This is a genomic window from Mameliella sp. AT18, assembly GCF_028807275.1.
Classification (GTDB): domain Bacteria; phylum Pseudomonadota; class Alphaproteobacteria; order Rhodobacterales; family Rhodobacteraceae; genus Antarctobacter; species Antarctobacter albus.
The window spans coordinates 1-14,930 of record NZ_JARAMO010000199.1 but is presented as its reverse complement, the minus strand read 5'-3'; the positions used below and the strand labels follow the sequence as shown (position 1 = coordinate 14,930).

Sequence of the window (14,930 nt, the reverse complement as noted above, 5' to 3'; positions counted from 1 at the left end):
CCCGTCCCGGGCTTGCCCCGGGACCTCGCCCCACAGGCGCCCCACCCCAAAACACTCCGATTAACCAAATCTCCCGCAACGTCAGCCAAACCCCGGCCCGCGTTTTGTACAAAATGCTGGATTCGACGTACGAAACGTACAAAACGTACAAACCAGGCGCCCCAGGGCCGCCACTCCGCATCCCGCATCACCGCAAGATATGGTAGGGTCCCCCCGTTGCCTCCCCCAAGGCGCGGTGCCTTAACCCCATCGCGCGCCCCGTTTACCCGGGCGGGACGCTCTGCCATAATCGCCGCCAACCAATCAGAACAAACCGAGCACGCACATGGCCGACGATCTCCTCCATTCCGCCGCAGAACCCGAGTATGACGCCTCCTCCATCGAGGTGCTCGAGGGGCTGGAACCCGTGCGCAAACGCCCCGGGATGTATATCGGCGGCACCGACGACCGCGCGCTGCATCACCTCGTGGCCGAGGTTCTGGACAACTCGATGGACGAGGCGGTGGCCGGCCATGCCAACCGGATCGAGGTCACGCTGCATTCGGATTTCTCCATTGAAATCAGGGACAACGGCCGCGGCATCCCGATCGACCCGCACCCCAAGTTCCCCGGCAAATCCGCGCTCGAGGTGATCCTCTGCACCCTGCACGCGGGCGGCAAGTTCTCGGGCAAAGCCTATGAGACCTCCGGAGGTTTGCACGGCGTCGGCGCCTCTGTCGTCAACGCCCTGTCGGATTCGATGGTGGTCCAGGTCGCCCGCAACAAGGAGCTGTACGAACAGCGTTTCTCGCGCGGGATTCCCCTTGGCCCGGTTGCGAAAATCGGCCAGGCCCCGAACCGCCGCGGCACCACGGTGATCTTTCACGCGGACGAAGAAATCTTTGGTTCTCATAGGTTTAAGCCCTCCCGCCTGTTCAAGATGGTGCGGTCCAAGGCCTACCTTTTCAGCGGCGTCGAGATCCGCTGGAAGACCGAGATCGAGGACGGCGACACGCCCACCGAGGCCACCTTCCACTTCCCCGGCGGCCTGTCGGACTACCTGGTGGAAACGCTGGGCAGCGCCTCGACCTACGCCGACAAACCCTTTTCCGGCATCGTGGATTTCAAGGAGAAATTCGGCACGCCGGGCAAGGTCGAATGGGCGATCAACTGGACCCCCTCGCGCGACGGGTTCATCCAGAGCTACTGTAACACCGTCCCCACCCCCGAGGGCGGCACACATGAGGCCGGGTTCTGGGCCGCGATCCTCAAGGGGATCCGTGCCTACGGCGAGCTGGTGAACAACAAAAAAGCCAGCCAGATCAACAGGGACGACCTGATCACCGGCGGCTGCGCGCTGGTCTCCTGCTTTATCCGCGAGCCGGAATTCGTCGGCCAGACAAAGGACCGCCTCGCCACGACCGAGGCGCAGCGGCTGGTGGAAAACTCCGTCCGCGACCACTTTGACAACTGGCTCGCCTCCGATACGAAATCCGCCGGGGCGATCCTAGATTTCCTTGTCCTGCGGGCCGAGGAACGGCTGCGCCGCCGGCAGGAAAAGGAAACCGCCCGGAAAAGCGCGACCAAGAAACTGCGCCTGCCGGGCAAGCTGACCGACTGCACCAACAAGAACCGCGAAGGGACCGAGATCTTCATCGTCGAAGGCGATTCGGCCGGAGGCTCTGCCAAGGGCGCGCGCTTCCGCGAGACGCAGGCGCTCTTACCGCTCAAGGGTAAGATCCTGAACGTGCTCGGCGCGGCCTCGAACAAGCTGTCCTCCAACGCCGAGATCCGTGATCTCTGCGAGGCGCTTGGCGTCGGATTGGGCCCCAAGTTCAACGTCGACGACCTTCGCTATGACAAGATCATCATCATGACCGACGCGGACGTCGACGGCGCCCATATCGCGGCGCTCCTGATGACCTTTTTCTACACCCAGATGCGCCCGCTGATCGACCAGGGACACCTATATCTCGCCTGCCCGCCGCTCTACCGGCTGACGCAGGGGGCGAAACGGCTATACGTGGCCGACGATGCCGCCAAGGAAGCGGCGCTGGCCAAGGGGCTGGGCGGAAAGGGAAAGATCGACGTCCAGCGTTTCAAGGGCCTGGGCGAGATGGACGCCAAGGACCTGAAAGAAACCACGATGGACCCGGCGACAAGGACCCTGATCCGCGTGACCATCGACGAGGACGAACCGGGCGAAACCGGCGATCTGGTGGAACGCCTGATGGGCAAGAAGCCGGAGCTGCGCTTCCAATACATCCAGGAGAATGCGCGGTTTGTGGAAGAGTTGGATGTTTGAGTGACCCTGCCGATTGATGGGACTATACTGGAAACAAACTCTGACGGCGCTTACCTTCGAGGCATGGAGATAAGCTGGATACACAACCCAATGAAGAAGAACGAAGCCGAGTTTGTGGACAACGAAAAAAGCAAGTCTCGTACGATCAAGCGTGATGCGAAGACCGGACGCTTCATAGCTGTAACCGCAGCAAGGTCGACTACGAAAGGCGTCCTGAAGGAAAGTGCGTCGCGTAACAGCGCTGCGTTTACACGGCTGGCCAATCGGTAGGCACCACTACATTGTGACGGTGTCGGACGCTTTTGAAGCCCATAGTACGGCGCTATCCTATGGCGGCGGGCGGGATGGTGTTAGCAATTTGACATCGCTCCTCGGCTCCCTAGGGCGCCCCTATCATGACTATCATCGACCAATTCACAAGAAGGCGGCAGCTTTATTGCATGGCGTCGCCACGTCGCACGGTTTCGTCGATGCGAACAAGCGAACAGCTTGGCTACTGACCGATTTGCTTGTCGAGCGCAGTGGCAACAGCTTGGAGCTTCAAGAGGACGATGCCATCGACGATTTGGTGGTCAATGTCGTCACTGGCGACATGAGTGAAAGCCAATTGGCGCAGTGGATAAGAGCCGGCTAGTCCGCTCAAGGTGAAACCAACATCTGAATGCACGATCGTTGAAGTGACTGGTCGCAGGGTGGATTTCTCCCAGTAGTGTCGGGATCGACCCCGTAGTCCGCCTTACCTACCAGCCCGCCTTAGGGCGGGGTTCACCCCGCCAACCCGTGTGGGCAAACCACTCAGCCTTCGCCAACAATATTTCCCCCTCACCCATCCAACCCCTTGCATGTCGCCCGCGCCCGCACACATCATTGATTGCATCCTGCAAGATGCCTCATCGGTGACATCGCCCTGACATGTGTCAGGCAACCCTGCCCCTCTGAGCCTCCACCCGCCCGGCATTCCGCCGCGCGGTGTCGAAAGAGGTACTCCAATGTCCAAGGAAAAGAACCGCGGCAACCGCGAAGCGAAGAAACCCAAGAAGGAAAAGGTCAAGGTGCTGGCCACCTCGAACAGCAACGCCGGCAAGGACCCGGTGATCGGCGGCAAGGCTGTGAGCGGCGGGCCCAGCGGCAAATCCGGCGGCAAGGCCGCGCGCGCGCACTGAGCGGCGCGAAACCCACCGGGTGCGTGTCCCCACGCACCCGTCACGAACACTGCGGACCCTGGATTCCACCACGCCCTGTTCGGGACACCTCCCCATCCTGACGGGCGGTCATTTGCCGCTGCCGCCGATTACGTCGACACGACCGAAGCCCGACAGGCCCAGGGCAGGCCATTGCTGCTTGCCAAGCGACCCGCCCCCGGCCAATCTCACATCATGCGCATTGCCCTCTTTGCCCTTTTGATCCTGACAGCCTGCGGCCGCTCGGCCACGCCGAACGAAACCGCCTTTCTGCGGGCCTTTCACGGCGACGACATCGACCCGAAACGAATCCGCCTGATCGACGGCAACCCTGCGGGCGCCGTGACCTATGACATCCCCGTCCGCCCTCGCACCACCTGCCAGGAACGCATCTGGCCCCCGATCACCAAGACCCGCACGGTGACGGTATCACCGGCGGCCACCGTGCTGTTCAACAAGGTGCTGCTGCGGGATGATGTGTACAGGGAGGACTTCCTGGCTGGCTACCCTGACCGGATCGACCTGTTCGATGCGATGCTCTTTGCCCATGAGGCGACCCATGTCTGGCAGTGGCAGAACCGCAAGCTGACCGGTTACCACCCGCTCAAGGCGGCGCAGGAACACAGTGCCTCGAAAGACCCTTATCTTTTCGACACCGAGGCAACGCGCGATTTCCTGTCCTTCGGCTATGAACAGCAGGGCAGCATCGTCGAGGAATACGTCTGTTGCCGCCTGCTGGACCCGAACGCGCCCCGCACCGCACGGCTGCGGGGAATGATCGGGAAATACATGCCCGTAGACCGGCTGGACGCGGCGATTGACCGGCCCACCGTGATTCTGCCCTGGAAAGGGGCGCAGACGACGGGCATCTGCCGCAGGACCGACGGCTAGTCCTGCTCGATCCGTTGCAGTTCCAACAGGTAGGCGACCAGATCCACCACCGGCTGAGATGTCAGGATCGGCTGGCCCGCCTGTGTCTTCATCGGAACGTCGAATGACCGTTCGAAGAAATCGCCGAAGACCGGCATCGGTGAGCCATGCGCCACCAGCGGATCACGTCCGTCGATCCGCTGGACGACCCGCGCCAGGGGAAAGACGCCTCCATTCTGGATCGTAAGTTCGGTCAGGTTGGTGGGTGGGATCGTCAGGACACCGGCCATCGGCCCGTCCCCCTTGCCTTCCAACCCGTGGCAGGTGGCGCAATGGGTGTAGAAATGCGCGCGTCCGATGTCGGCGTCCTGGGCGAAGGCGGGCGCGGCCATCAGGCTCAGCAGGGCAAGGCGGGCGATCATGGCGTATCCTCCTGGTCAGCAATGCCGCGACTGTGCCACAGCGCGACAGGCAGGAACATGACGCTGGTCAATATGGGCAAGGCGTTGCCCCGCCCTATCTGGATGCCAAACGGAGGGTAGCGATGCGGATGATCCTGGTGATGATGCTGGTCTGGGCCGGGGTGGCACAGGCCCAGGACACGGACCTTGAACTGGTGCTGCTGGCGGATGCCTCGGGCAGCATCGACCAGCGGGAAATCCAGTTTCAGCGACAGGGTTACGCAGAGGCGATCACCGACCCCGAGGTGCTGACCGCCATCGCGAACACCGCTTACGGACATATCGCCGTGACCTACGTGGAATGGGCCGCGAACCAGGCCGTCGTTGCCGACTGGACGCTGATCGACGGGCCAGAGAGCGCCGCGGGATTCGCCGCAGAGTTGATGGGCAAGCCACGCCAGGCCTACGGGCGCAACGCGATCGGCGCCGCGCTGGACGAGGCGCTGCGCCTGATGGACAGCAATGAATTCGACGGCTGGCGGCGGGTGATCGACTTTTCCGGCGACAGCGTAAATTCCTACTCCGGCCCGCCAATTGCCGAGGCCCGCGAAAGGGTGCTGGCCGCCGGTGTCACGATCAACGCCCTGCCGATCCTGCGCCCGGGCGATCCGGGCCGCGCGCATGGCGGACTCGAGGCGCTGTATTCCGAACGTATCATCGGCGGGCCAGGCGCTTTTGTCGTCACCGCCGAAAGCCGCGAGAGTTTTGCCGAAGCGGTCAAGCGCAAGCTGATCCTCGAAATCTCGGGCAGCATGCCGGGCGGAGCATTTGCCCGGCGCTGACCGGCGACCCTAGCTGACCGCCGTCAAATGTGCCGCCGGGTGGCCCGCCTCCTGCGGCCAGGCAATCGGCTCGCCATCGCGGCGCAATTCGGCATACCCTCGTCCAAACCGGCGCGGATGCGAAACCAGTTGCAGGCTTTGGCCGTCGAAATCGCGAAAGCCCATCTGTGCACTGCGGTTGTCCTGTTCCAAGCGGTCGCGCAGCAGGTGCAGGGCAATGGCCTGCCCCAGGCGCAGATCCTGGATGTTCTCGGCCGGGAAGTATCCGCCGGTGACGCACCGCATCAGCCCGATATTCGCCGCCAGACGGTCGGTTTGATCCTCCAGCGCCAGCACGGGGCCGCCCTGCCCCACTGCCTGCAACTGGGTCCGCCGCGACGTGTCGAAGACGGCCTTGACCAGCGTGGCCAGAACGCCCGCGACAACCGCATGGGCGCCCAAGTCGGAGGGTGTCAAATGCTGACGCTCGGGGCCGGCCAAGGGCAGGAAGAGCGACGCCTCGAACCGCTGCGGCCCGCGCCGCGCGCGGTTCGCCCGGCTGACCCAGTGAACCAGGTTGGGGGCGGCACTCACCAGTTCCTCTGCCGCCGCACGATGGGTATCGCTGTCCGGGGCAGAGACGCCCTCTTCGCTGCCCAACCAGACGGTCATACGCGCCGCCGTGACCGCCGGGCGCGGCATCCGGCCCTTTTCCGAGACCTGGGCACGGGCAAACCGGCTGGCAAGCGCCTCGCCCTCTGCCATCAGCGCAAAGAGGCGCGACCCGGTCCATGTGCCGGGCAGACCCGGTGCCATGTTCGTCCCCCGTGCCAACGCAACCAGCGTGGCGTTGTGAAAGGGACGCGCGGGCGGCGTTCGGTGCAGCGTCTCGGCGCGATCCCCCAGGCTGGGGTCCTGCTGCGGGCGCACCGCCGCCCAGGGCAGGCGCAGACCGGCCTGGCTGTGCTCGGCACACCAGCCGATCCATTCCGACATCGCCGCCTCTTCGGTCGGCCAGACACCGGCCTCGCGCTTGGGATGCGGCTCCATGTGGTCACTGTCCCAGAATGCCGAAAGAACCGGACCGCCACCGCGCAGGACAACACCGCCCCGCAAGAGTGTTTCCAGCGTCAGCTGGAAATCCGCGTTGCAGCGAAGGGCCCGGCGCTGGCTGGCCCCCATCTGGCCCGGTTGCACGTCCGGCGATCTGTCCGGTCCTGTCCCGGCAAGCGGCACGCGCGCATCGAACCAGCTGAGATTGCGCAACTCGCAGAGCAGTTCATGCATCGTGAACCGGGTGGCCCCGTCGATCCTGACGGCGCAATGCGGGTCCTGCAGCGCCTCGGCGCGTAGATCCTGAACCAGCCCCAGGGCAAAGAGCTCCGCCATGTCGGCGGCCAGCTCCGGCGCCGACAGGTCGGGCGGCGCAGGCATCGCGATCCGGTCCCGAAGCGACCTGCCCCGACCGTCCCCGTCGATCACACCGAACCTTGTCGCGGTCCCGTTGCGTTTCATGGTCTTTCCCCCAGCCCGAAGCATACTGTTGCACGACTTGACCGTACGTTAACCCGACCATGCACATGCCCCCGTGAACGGATCGCAAATGCTGCGCAATTCGCGCGTGAAACACGCATGAAAACCCGCTGAAAACTCGCGGCGTGCTTATCCGGTTGGCGTGAATTCTGCGCAAACCCGTCAGGCACCGATCCCACTTCCTTGACCGGTGAGTGAAAAAGACCTTTGCTGACCCGGCAGATTTCGCGTGCAGGATCAGGGGGATCGACATGGGACACAGCTGGACGGATGCCAGAGAGCACGCGTTTCGCGATGCCTGTCTTGACTGGTCACGCCTCATCGGGCTGCGCCGCGACATGCTACCGCCGATGCGCCCGGACCGCGGGCCCGATTACGCGCCGCTTTTTGTGCATCTGCACTCGACCGATGACATGCAGGCCGCGCGCCGCCGTCTGCGCGATCTCGTGGGGCAGCAGGACTCGCCCCTGCGGATGGACGATACCGAACTTGCGGCGCTTGTTGCGCGCATCGACGATCCGCAGGCGCACCCGAACCTGCCGGACAGCTACATGCTGTACCGGCGCATCGGCACGGCGGACAGCCTGCATGACGACCTGTTCGAGGTGATCGACTCGGGCTGCCCGGTTCAGCTGGCGAACGATCCGATGCCGCCGGAACCCGCCGGGGCGGTGCCGCCCTCACCCACACCGGGCGCGCCGATCGTCGCGATCATCGACGACGGCATCGGCTTTCTCAATGCGCGTTTCTGCCGGGGCACCGCCCCAAGGCGCACGCGGTTTCACGCCCTCTGGCTGCAGGCGCTGGAACAACAGGCCCGGACCCCCAAAGGCACGCTGGCGGGGCGTATCCTGGACGCTGCGGAAATCGACGACCTGCTGGCGCGCGGCGACGAAAGCACAACCTACGCCGCGCTGAACGCCGCGATCTACCCCGGCAGGACGCGCGACGAGACCGGGTTTGCCACCACCCACGGCACCCATGTCCTTGACCTGGCCGCCGGGGCCGACCCGGAGGATGCCGATGACCCGGCGCGCGACTGGCCCCTGCTGGGCGTTCAATTGCCCCCCGAAAGCATCGACGACACCTCTGGCACCTGGGTCGAAAGCTACCTGGTCATGGGTCTGCGCTGGATCCTGCGGCAGGCCGCCAGGGTGGACGCCACGGCGCCCGTCATCGTGAACGTCTCGCTGGGCGTGTTGGCAGGTCCCAAGGACGGCACGCATTTCGTCGAACACCAGATGGCCCGCGAGGCACAAACCTGGGAAGAGGTCACCGGCCAGCCGGTTCGGCTGGTCTGGGCCTTTGGCAACAGCTATCGCAGCAGCCAGGTCGCGTGGCTCACCCCCACCGAGGCCCCCTCGCAACTTGACTGGCGCGTGCAGCCCGACGACGAAACCGCCAGTTTTATCGAGATCCATTGTCGAAGCGGTGCATCTGCCGACCTGCAGGTTGGCCTGACCGCCCCCGATGGCACAACCTCGGGTCTGGCCCAGTTGCAGCCGGGCGAGATCCGGTCGCTCGAACGGGAGGACGGCGCAGCGCTGGCCCGCATCTACCATGTACCCGCGCGCAAACGCGACAAGCAGACCGAACAACAGGCCTGTTACGTTCTGGCCCTGGCCCCCACGCGCGGCCAGAAAGCCGGAGAGCCGGAGGCCCCCGCCGGGGCCTGGATCGTTTCGCTGCAAGGCCCGGGCGAGGTGCTGGTACAGGTCCAGCGCGATGATGCCATCCGCGGGTCGGAAGTGCGCGGACGGCAAAGCTATCTCGACCATCCCTCCGCTTACGATTGGGACGAAAGCCGCGCGGGCTATGTCGCCCCCGGCGCCGGTCCGATCAGCGATGCGGGGTGTCACAATGCCTATGTCGCGGCCGACTGCCGGCAGGTGTTCAGCGTAGGCGCCGCACAGGCATCGGCCTGGTCAGCCTTGGCAGAGGTCGGGAACTATCGCCCCGCGCCCTACAGCGGCGAGGGCGCATCGTGGTCCCAGCCCGGACCCAGTGTCGCCGCCAGAATTGGCACCGGGCCGTTTTCGGCGGGTATCCGGGCATCCGGAACGCTGAGCGGCAGCACGCGGCGGCTGGCGGGGACCAGCGCCGCAGCGGGCCGACTGACGCGCGCCCTGGCCCTGTCGTCGACCCGGATCGTCGCCAATGCCCAGAACCCGACGTCGACCCGGCTGGAGGACATCGATCCGGCCTACCTGGTGCCGACCGGCACGCGGGACTCGCGGCTGGGTGAGGCGGTAGTGGAATTGCCGGACGCCCTGCCCGCCAGCTAGACGCCGGTCACCACTCGTCCTTGGCCTCGTCCCACATCTTGGCCAGCCATCCGGGCACCAGCCCCGTCGGCAGGGACAAGGTGCCCGAGGCGATTTCCTGCCCGTTGTCCAATGCCTCGGCCATGCGCGCCAGGGTAAAGTCCCCGTCGTAGCCCGCGCCGTGGAACACGCGCGTCCGGGTCTGCGGCGTTCCCTCCAGCAGGTTGATCAGCGCCTCGGCCACGGTCACGCCCAACACCGCCCCGGCCATGCTGTCGGTGGGAAAATGCACGCCCGCGACGGTCCGGTTCATCGCGATCCGTTCGGCGTGGCGGTACAACTCACTGCCCGCCTTGATCTGCTCGACCGGATCGACCGGCGCGTTCAGGAACAGCCGAGACAGCAGCGTGGCGCAGGCAAAGGCCTCTGTCGCATGGCCCGAGGGCCACGAACCATGCCCCGGCGTCTGGATCAGCGGCTGTACCTTGCGGGACATGGCGATGGGGCGGGCCACGTCGAACCCGTGTTTGAAGGGCATCTCGATCACGGTGCAAAGCCGCAACATTGCCTGGTTCAACGCCAGCGTCCACTTGGTGGCATCCGGCGCCATGTAACCGACGAGGCCGAAAAAGCTCTGGATATCGCCGGTCTGCATGATGATCTCGTTCAGGCGATCCCCGCGCAGGTCGGCGTAGGTCCGCAGGTAATGCAGCTGCTTGCCCGCGAGGAACGTGCTGGTCGGCGCTTCGAGCGTGACCAGCGGGTCATCCCCCAGTGCCACCGTGCCCGTCGCAGGCTTGCTCTTGGCCACAGGCTCCAGCGTGACCTTGAACAGCCCTTGCAGGCAGGCATCCATCACGGCGCGCCGGGGCCCCGTCGCCATCGCGGTGAGCGCGTCCCAGCCGCTACGGCCGTCCTGTTTCGGGACACGGTCCGCCGTGCCGTCCCAGTAGCCCACGGTTCCGTCCCGCGCCTGGCCCAGGGCGGCACTGGCAAAGGTGTTGTCCGGCCCCGCCTGCGAGTTTTCCGCCGCCTGGCTGTTCTGCGAATTCTGCGAGTTCTGGGAATTTTGCGAATTCTGACTGTTTTGGGAATTCTGCGAGTTCTGCGAATTGTAGAGACCGGAAACGGGCATGACATCCTCATGAAATTTTGGGCGAAGCTTTTGGCACTGCCTGCCACAGGTCAAAGCCTAACTGCCAATAGCGGCAATCGTTAACGGAAATTTCACGTCCGTTGCCGCGCTGTCACGGCAGTGCTAGATTTTCGCAAGTTGCGAGGAGAGCGCATGGCAGGGCCTGCATCCCAGAGGATCACCATCACCGTGCTCGGGCCTTTCCTGGTCCGGGATGCGGACGGCGCTGCGCTGCCCATCAAGGGGGCCAAGAACCAGGCGCTGCTGGCGATGCTGGCGCTCAGCCCCGATATGACCCGCCCGCGCCGCTGGCTGGAAGACAAGCTGTGGTCGACTTTCGGCCCCGAACAGGCCAGCGCCAACCTGCGTCAGGCCCTGTCCAAGTTGCGCAATGCACTTGGCCCGGCGGCCGAGGTGATCCGGGCGGACAGGTCTTCGGTCACGCTGGACCAGCGTGCCGTCACCGTCGACCTGCACGAAGAGGTGGTGCCCGAGGATGACCGCGTCGAGCTGTTGCAGGGCATCGACGTGCGCGACCCCGAGTTCGAGGACTGGTTGCGACAGGAACGGGCTGCGCTCTTGTCGAAACTGGCCTCGGCCAGCCCGACCGACAGCCGCGGTATCCTGATCAACTGCCGCGCCAGCACGGAGGCGCCGGGACGAGAGAGGATGCTGGGCGAGATCCTGGCCAACCAGATCGGCGAGAACATCGCCGAGCAGGTCCGCGCATGGCGACAATCGGATTCGGACATGCCCCTGCCCGAGGGCGCCCCGGTCAGCGACGTGTCCGTCAGCACCCAGTTGATGGAAAATGGCGACGGCGGACACGCGCTGTTCATCAAGGCCACGCATCAGCCAAGCGCGCGCATCCTCTATTCCAAGCTGCAACAACTGGATCGGCTCGAGGACATCCTGAGCGCGGAAATCGACGTCTCGCGCACCGTCTTCGAGGCCGCCGATCAGATCATCGGCAAGCTGCCGCATGTGCTGGAAAAGGACCGCCCCGAAACGCGGGCGACGGCACTGTCCCGCCTGGGGCTCTACCGGATGTTCTCCTTCGAGAAAGACGCCCTGCGCGAGGCCTACGGGCTGATGGACCAGGCCTTTCGCCGCGATGAAAACGGCATCTACCTGGCCTGGGCCAGCATGATCCGGCTGACCCAGATGATGGAACTGGCCGAAGACGACCAAGAGGGCTTGCTGGAAGAGGCGGTCGACCTGCATTACCGCGCGATGGAGCTGAGCCCGGACAACGTGCTGGTCCATGCGATCATCTCCAAGGTCCGCGGCACCGCACTGGGCGATACCGCCGGTGTGCTGGACCTTGCGCAGAACGCGGTCGAACGGAACCCGGCCAACGCCTTTGCCTGGAAATCCCTGTCCGAGGCGCTGATCCTGTCGGGCGACATGGAGGGCGGATTCACCGCCTCGGAACGGGCCTGCCGGATCGCGCGGACGTCGCCGTTCAAACACTATTGGGACACCGGCCACTGTATCGTGGCCATTGCCTGCAACCGCCCGCAGGAGGCGATCGAGGCTGGCGAGGCAGCGGTGCGCTCTGCCCCCTTGTCCCGGCCCGGCCACCGTCACCTGCTGGCGCTTTATGCGCTGGAGGGCCAGTTGGACAAGGCCCAGGCCGTGGCAGAGAAACTGGCCAAGATCGAGCCGGGGTTCTCGCTGGACAGGCTGGTGAACGATGACAGCTATCCGGTGCGCACGCTGCGCAACAAGGGCCTGCTGGAACCGATCCGCGCGCTGCTGTGACACGCGTCGATCACCCTCACAGCGCCCCGGGCTATCGTCAAAAGCCTGACTGAGCGTTTTCCCGCCAGAGACGATCCCGACGGCTTACAACGAATTCCCCCCTGCTCGCCGAACAATTGCGACCGGATCAAGGCCGAAAGGCGATCTTAACCCCACGCCGTCTATCAAACGGGGCATCAATTCCCTTGTTCCGGCCCACTCCGGCCACATTCCTGCGGTCTTTGATGTCAAGCGCTAAGCGCCGACAATTTTCCGCGGAACGGGGCCATTTGAAGGGACCCATTCGGTAAAGGCAAGGATCGCTGGCATGGCGACGTACATTGTTACGGCTTCGAACTGGAATTCACCCTTCTTCTGGGGCAACGTCTACCAGAGCAGTGCGGGCCACACGCTGGATTTCTCGAACTTGGGCTCGAACTACTCGGTGTCCTACAACGCCGGGGTCGGCGAACTGCAGATTTCCAACGGCTCGACCACCTATACCGTCGGCGACATCTGGCACAGCGGCTTTCCGGACGCGCGGCTGGGTGGCGGCACGCAGTTCGAAGCCTTCACCAACATGATCCTGCCCGAGGGGTCGGATTCCTATGCCGGCAGCGACCGCGGCGAGAACATCGACCTTGGTGGCGGCACCGACACTGTCTTTTCGCTGGATGGCAACGACACGGTCAGCGGGATCGACGGCGATGATTTCGTCAACCTGGGTGACGGCGCGGACATCGCAAGTGCCACCGGCGGCAACAACACACTGATCGGCGGCGACGGCAATGACACGCTTGGCTCGGACACGGGATCGGACGTGCTGCATGGCGGCACGGGCGACGACGTGATCGACGCACTGGGCGGCGACAACACCATCGACGGCGGGACCGGTGCCGACAGCATCACCACCGGCGCGGGCGCAGACGTGATCACCGGCGGATCCGGCCAGGACACCATCAGCGCGGGCGATGGCGACGACGTGATCTATGGTGACGGCAGCGACGTGGGTGCCAGCGCGGGCACCCTGTCCTCTTTCGATTTCACCGCGATCAGCGAAACCGGCGACGCCGGCACCGGCGTCGTGGGCATGTATGCCGTCTACGACAACATCGGTGTCACGGATGAAGGCATCGTCGTTCAGGCCCGGTTGACGATCCTGGACGCGGACGATCCAAACATCCAGATCGAGTTCAACGACAACTCGGTCTACATCAACCGCGATGCCGCCGCCGAGGCAGGCACCGGCGTTACCCTGGGGTTCGAGTTCTATGACCAGGCCACCGGTGAGCCGATCAAGATCACCGGCACGTTCACCTTCCAGGACATCGACACCACCGCCGAAAGCGTGACCGCGCAGACGGCAGACGTGGAAAGCCTGGGCCTCTCCTCTGCCAGCACCAACCTGACCGCCACCGACGACGGCGAGGAACTGGGCGCGCAATCCGACAGCACCAGTTCCGACAACGTGGACCAAAGTCACTGGGCCCAGTTCAGCTATTCCGAACAACAGGAACTGGTCTTTGTCGTGACCTCTCGCGGCGCCGGGACAAACTATGCCTTCACGACCACGGGTTTCACCGACGCTCCGACCGTCGTTTCCGCCACCCCGGAAACACAGGATGACCTGATCGATGCAGGCGCGGGCGATGACCTGGTCTATGGCATGGCGGGCAAGGACACTCTGACCGGTGGCACTGGCCAGGACACGCTGCACGGCGGGGCAGATGCGGATTCGATCGATGGCGGCGCCGACGCCGACGTGATCGTCGTGACCGATGGGTTTGGTGCCGACGTGATCCGCGGTGGCGAGGCCGTCAGCACCGGCACCGATTTTGACACGCTGGATTTCTCGGACATGAGCGTCGGCATCGACGTGACCATGACCGGCGACGAAGCCGGCACCGCGACGGACGGCACCGATACGCTGAGCTTTGCCGAAATCGAACGCCTGACACTGACCGATCAGGATGACGATTTCTTTGCCCAGTATGGCCCGGCCAGCACGGGCATCACGGTCGATGGCGGCGCCGGGAACGACTCCATCGTTGGCACGCAGGCCGACGACGTGATTGACGGCGGCGACGACAATGACACGCTGCGCGGCGGCGATGGTGCAGACACGATTACGGGGGGCGCCGGCCACGACAGCCTCTATGGCAACGAAGGCGGCGACTCCATTTCCGGGGGCGCGGGCAGCGACTCGATCTATGGCGAGACCGGGGACGATTATGTGTCCGGCGGCGAGGGAGACGACACGGTCGAGGGCAACGAAGGCGACGACACACTTTATGGTGGCGACGGCAACGACTGGATGCGCGGCTCTTTCGGCAACGACGCGCTTTATGGCGGTGCCGGGGACGACTATCTCTGGGGCGGTTGGGGTGACGACACCTTTCACATCGAAAACGGGTTCGGCAACGACACCGTGGACGCCGAGGGCGTGGATGAAACCGACGGCGACGTGCTGGATCTGTCGGCCGTCACCGACGACCTGACCGTCGACCTGACCCATGTGAACCCCGAGATCGGCACCGTCACCGACGGGGCCGACACGCTGAACTTCAACGACATCGAAACCATCGTCCTGGGGGCAGGCAAGGATAGGCTGGTGCTTGGCAACAGCTCTGGCGAAGACATCGTGACGGGCTTTGCCGCGCCGACGGACCTGGGCGGCGGCGCCTACGCGGGCAATGAC

The 14,930-nt window shown here is 64.7% G+C and carries 12 protein-coding genes; 9 read left to right on the top strand and 3 right to left on the bottom strand.

Going from position 1 to position 14,930, the window contains the following annotated elements; all coding sequences use genetic code 11:
• Window positions 1-325: 325 nt before the first annotated feature.
• From parE to PVW46_RS17655, 5 genes are all read left to right on the top strand, one after another.
• Window positions 326-2,284, top strand: a complete 1,959-nt coding sequence (gene parE, locus PVW46_RS17675) for a DNA topoisomerase IV subunit B (protein ID WP_043144921.1) — start codon at window positions 326-328, stop codon at window positions 2,282-2,284.
• Window positions 2,285-2,374: 90 nt separating this feature from the next.
• Complete coding sequence (locus tag PVW46_RS17670) at window positions 2,375-2,554, top strand: hypothetical protein (RefSeq protein WP_274576945.1); 180 nt, start codon at window positions 2,375-2,377, stop codon at window positions 2,552-2,554.
• A 19-nt stretch (window positions 2,555-2,573) separates the two neighbouring features.
• A complete protein-coding gene (locus PVW46_RS17665; protein ID WP_223306279.1) occupies window positions 2,574-2,918 on the top strand; it encodes a type II toxin-antitoxin system death-on-curing family toxin in 345 nt (114 codons plus the stop codon).
• A gap of 355 nt (window positions 2,919-3,273) precedes the next feature.
• Window positions 3,274-3,447 (top strand): hypothetical protein, encoded by a 174-nt coding sequence (locus tag PVW46_RS17660; RefSeq protein ID WP_088671203.1) that lies wholly within the window; start codon window positions 3,274-3,276, stop codon window positions 3,445-3,447.
• Window positions 3,448-3,660: 213 nt separating this feature from the next.
• A complete protein-coding gene (locus tag PVW46_RS17655) occupies window positions 3,661-4,356 on the top strand; it encodes a hypothetical protein (protein WP_043145036.1) in 696 nt (231 codons plus the stop codon).
• Here the strand turns inward: PVW46_RS17655 and PVW46_RS17650 are convergent.
• Window positions 4,353-4,757 (bottom strand): c-type cytochrome, encoded by a 405-nt coding sequence (locus PVW46_RS17650; RefSeq protein ID WP_043144919.1) that lies wholly within the window; start codon window positions 4,755-4,757, stop codon window positions 4,353-4,355. The two genes, PVW46_RS17655 and PVW46_RS17650, sit on opposite strands and share 4 nt — an antisense overlap.
• A gap of 122 nt (window positions 4,758-4,879) precedes the next feature.
• Between PVW46_RS17650 and PVW46_RS17645 the strand changes: the two genes are divergently transcribed.
• The gene (locus tag PVW46_RS17645; RefSeq protein ID WP_043144918.1) at window positions 4,880-5,578 is read left to right on the top strand and encodes a DUF1194 domain-containing protein; all 699 of its coding nucleotides are present in this window, start codon (window positions 4,880-4,882) and stop codon (window positions 5,576-5,578) included.
• A gap of 9 nt (window positions 5,579-5,587) precedes the next feature.
• Here PVW46_RS17645 and PVW46_RS17640 read toward each other — a convergent pair whose 3' ends face one another.
• On the bottom strand, window positions 5,588-7,072 hold the full coding sequence (locus tag PVW46_RS17640) for a hypothetical protein (protein WP_069208172.1): 1,485 nt from the start codon (window positions 7,070-7,072) through the stop codon (window positions 5,588-5,590).
• 269 nt (window positions 7,073-7,341) lie between these two features.
• Between PVW46_RS17640 and PVW46_RS17635 the strand changes: the two genes are divergently transcribed.
• The gene (locus tag PVW46_RS17635) at window positions 7,342-9,375 is read left to right on the top strand and encodes a S8/S53 family peptidase (protein ID WP_069208173.1); all 2,034 of its coding nucleotides are present in this window, start codon (window positions 7,342-7,344) and stop codon (window positions 9,373-9,375) included.
• A 7-nt stretch (window positions 9,376-9,382) separates the two neighbouring features.
• Here PVW46_RS17635 and PVW46_RS17630 read toward each other — a convergent pair whose 3' ends face one another.
• Window positions 9,383-10,489 carry a phosphatase PAP2 family protein gene (locus tag PVW46_RS17630; RefSeq protein WP_083242164.1) on the bottom strand — a complete coding sequence of 369 codons (1,107 nt, stop codon included), beginning with the start codon at window positions 10,487-10,489 and terminating at the stop codon, window positions 9,383-9,385.
• A 153-nt stretch (window positions 10,490-10,642) separates the two neighbouring features.
• Here PVW46_RS17630 and PVW46_RS17625 point away from each other — a divergent pair, with 153 nt between their 5' ends.
• Together PVW46_RS17625 and PVW46_RS17620 are read left to right on the top strand one after the other, a co-directional pair.
• Window positions 10,643-12,253 carry an AfsR/SARP family transcriptional regulator gene (locus PVW46_RS17625; RefSeq protein WP_274576935.1) on the top strand — a complete coding sequence of 537 codons (1,611 nt, stop codon included), beginning with the start codon at window positions 10,643-10,645 and terminating at the stop codon, window positions 12,251-12,253.
• A gap of 307 nt (window positions 12,254-12,560) precedes the next feature.
• Window positions 12,561-14,930, top strand: a 2,370-nt coding sequence (locus PVW46_RS17620) for a calcium-binding protein (protein ID WP_274576928.1), incomplete at its 3' end; no start/stop codon positions are given.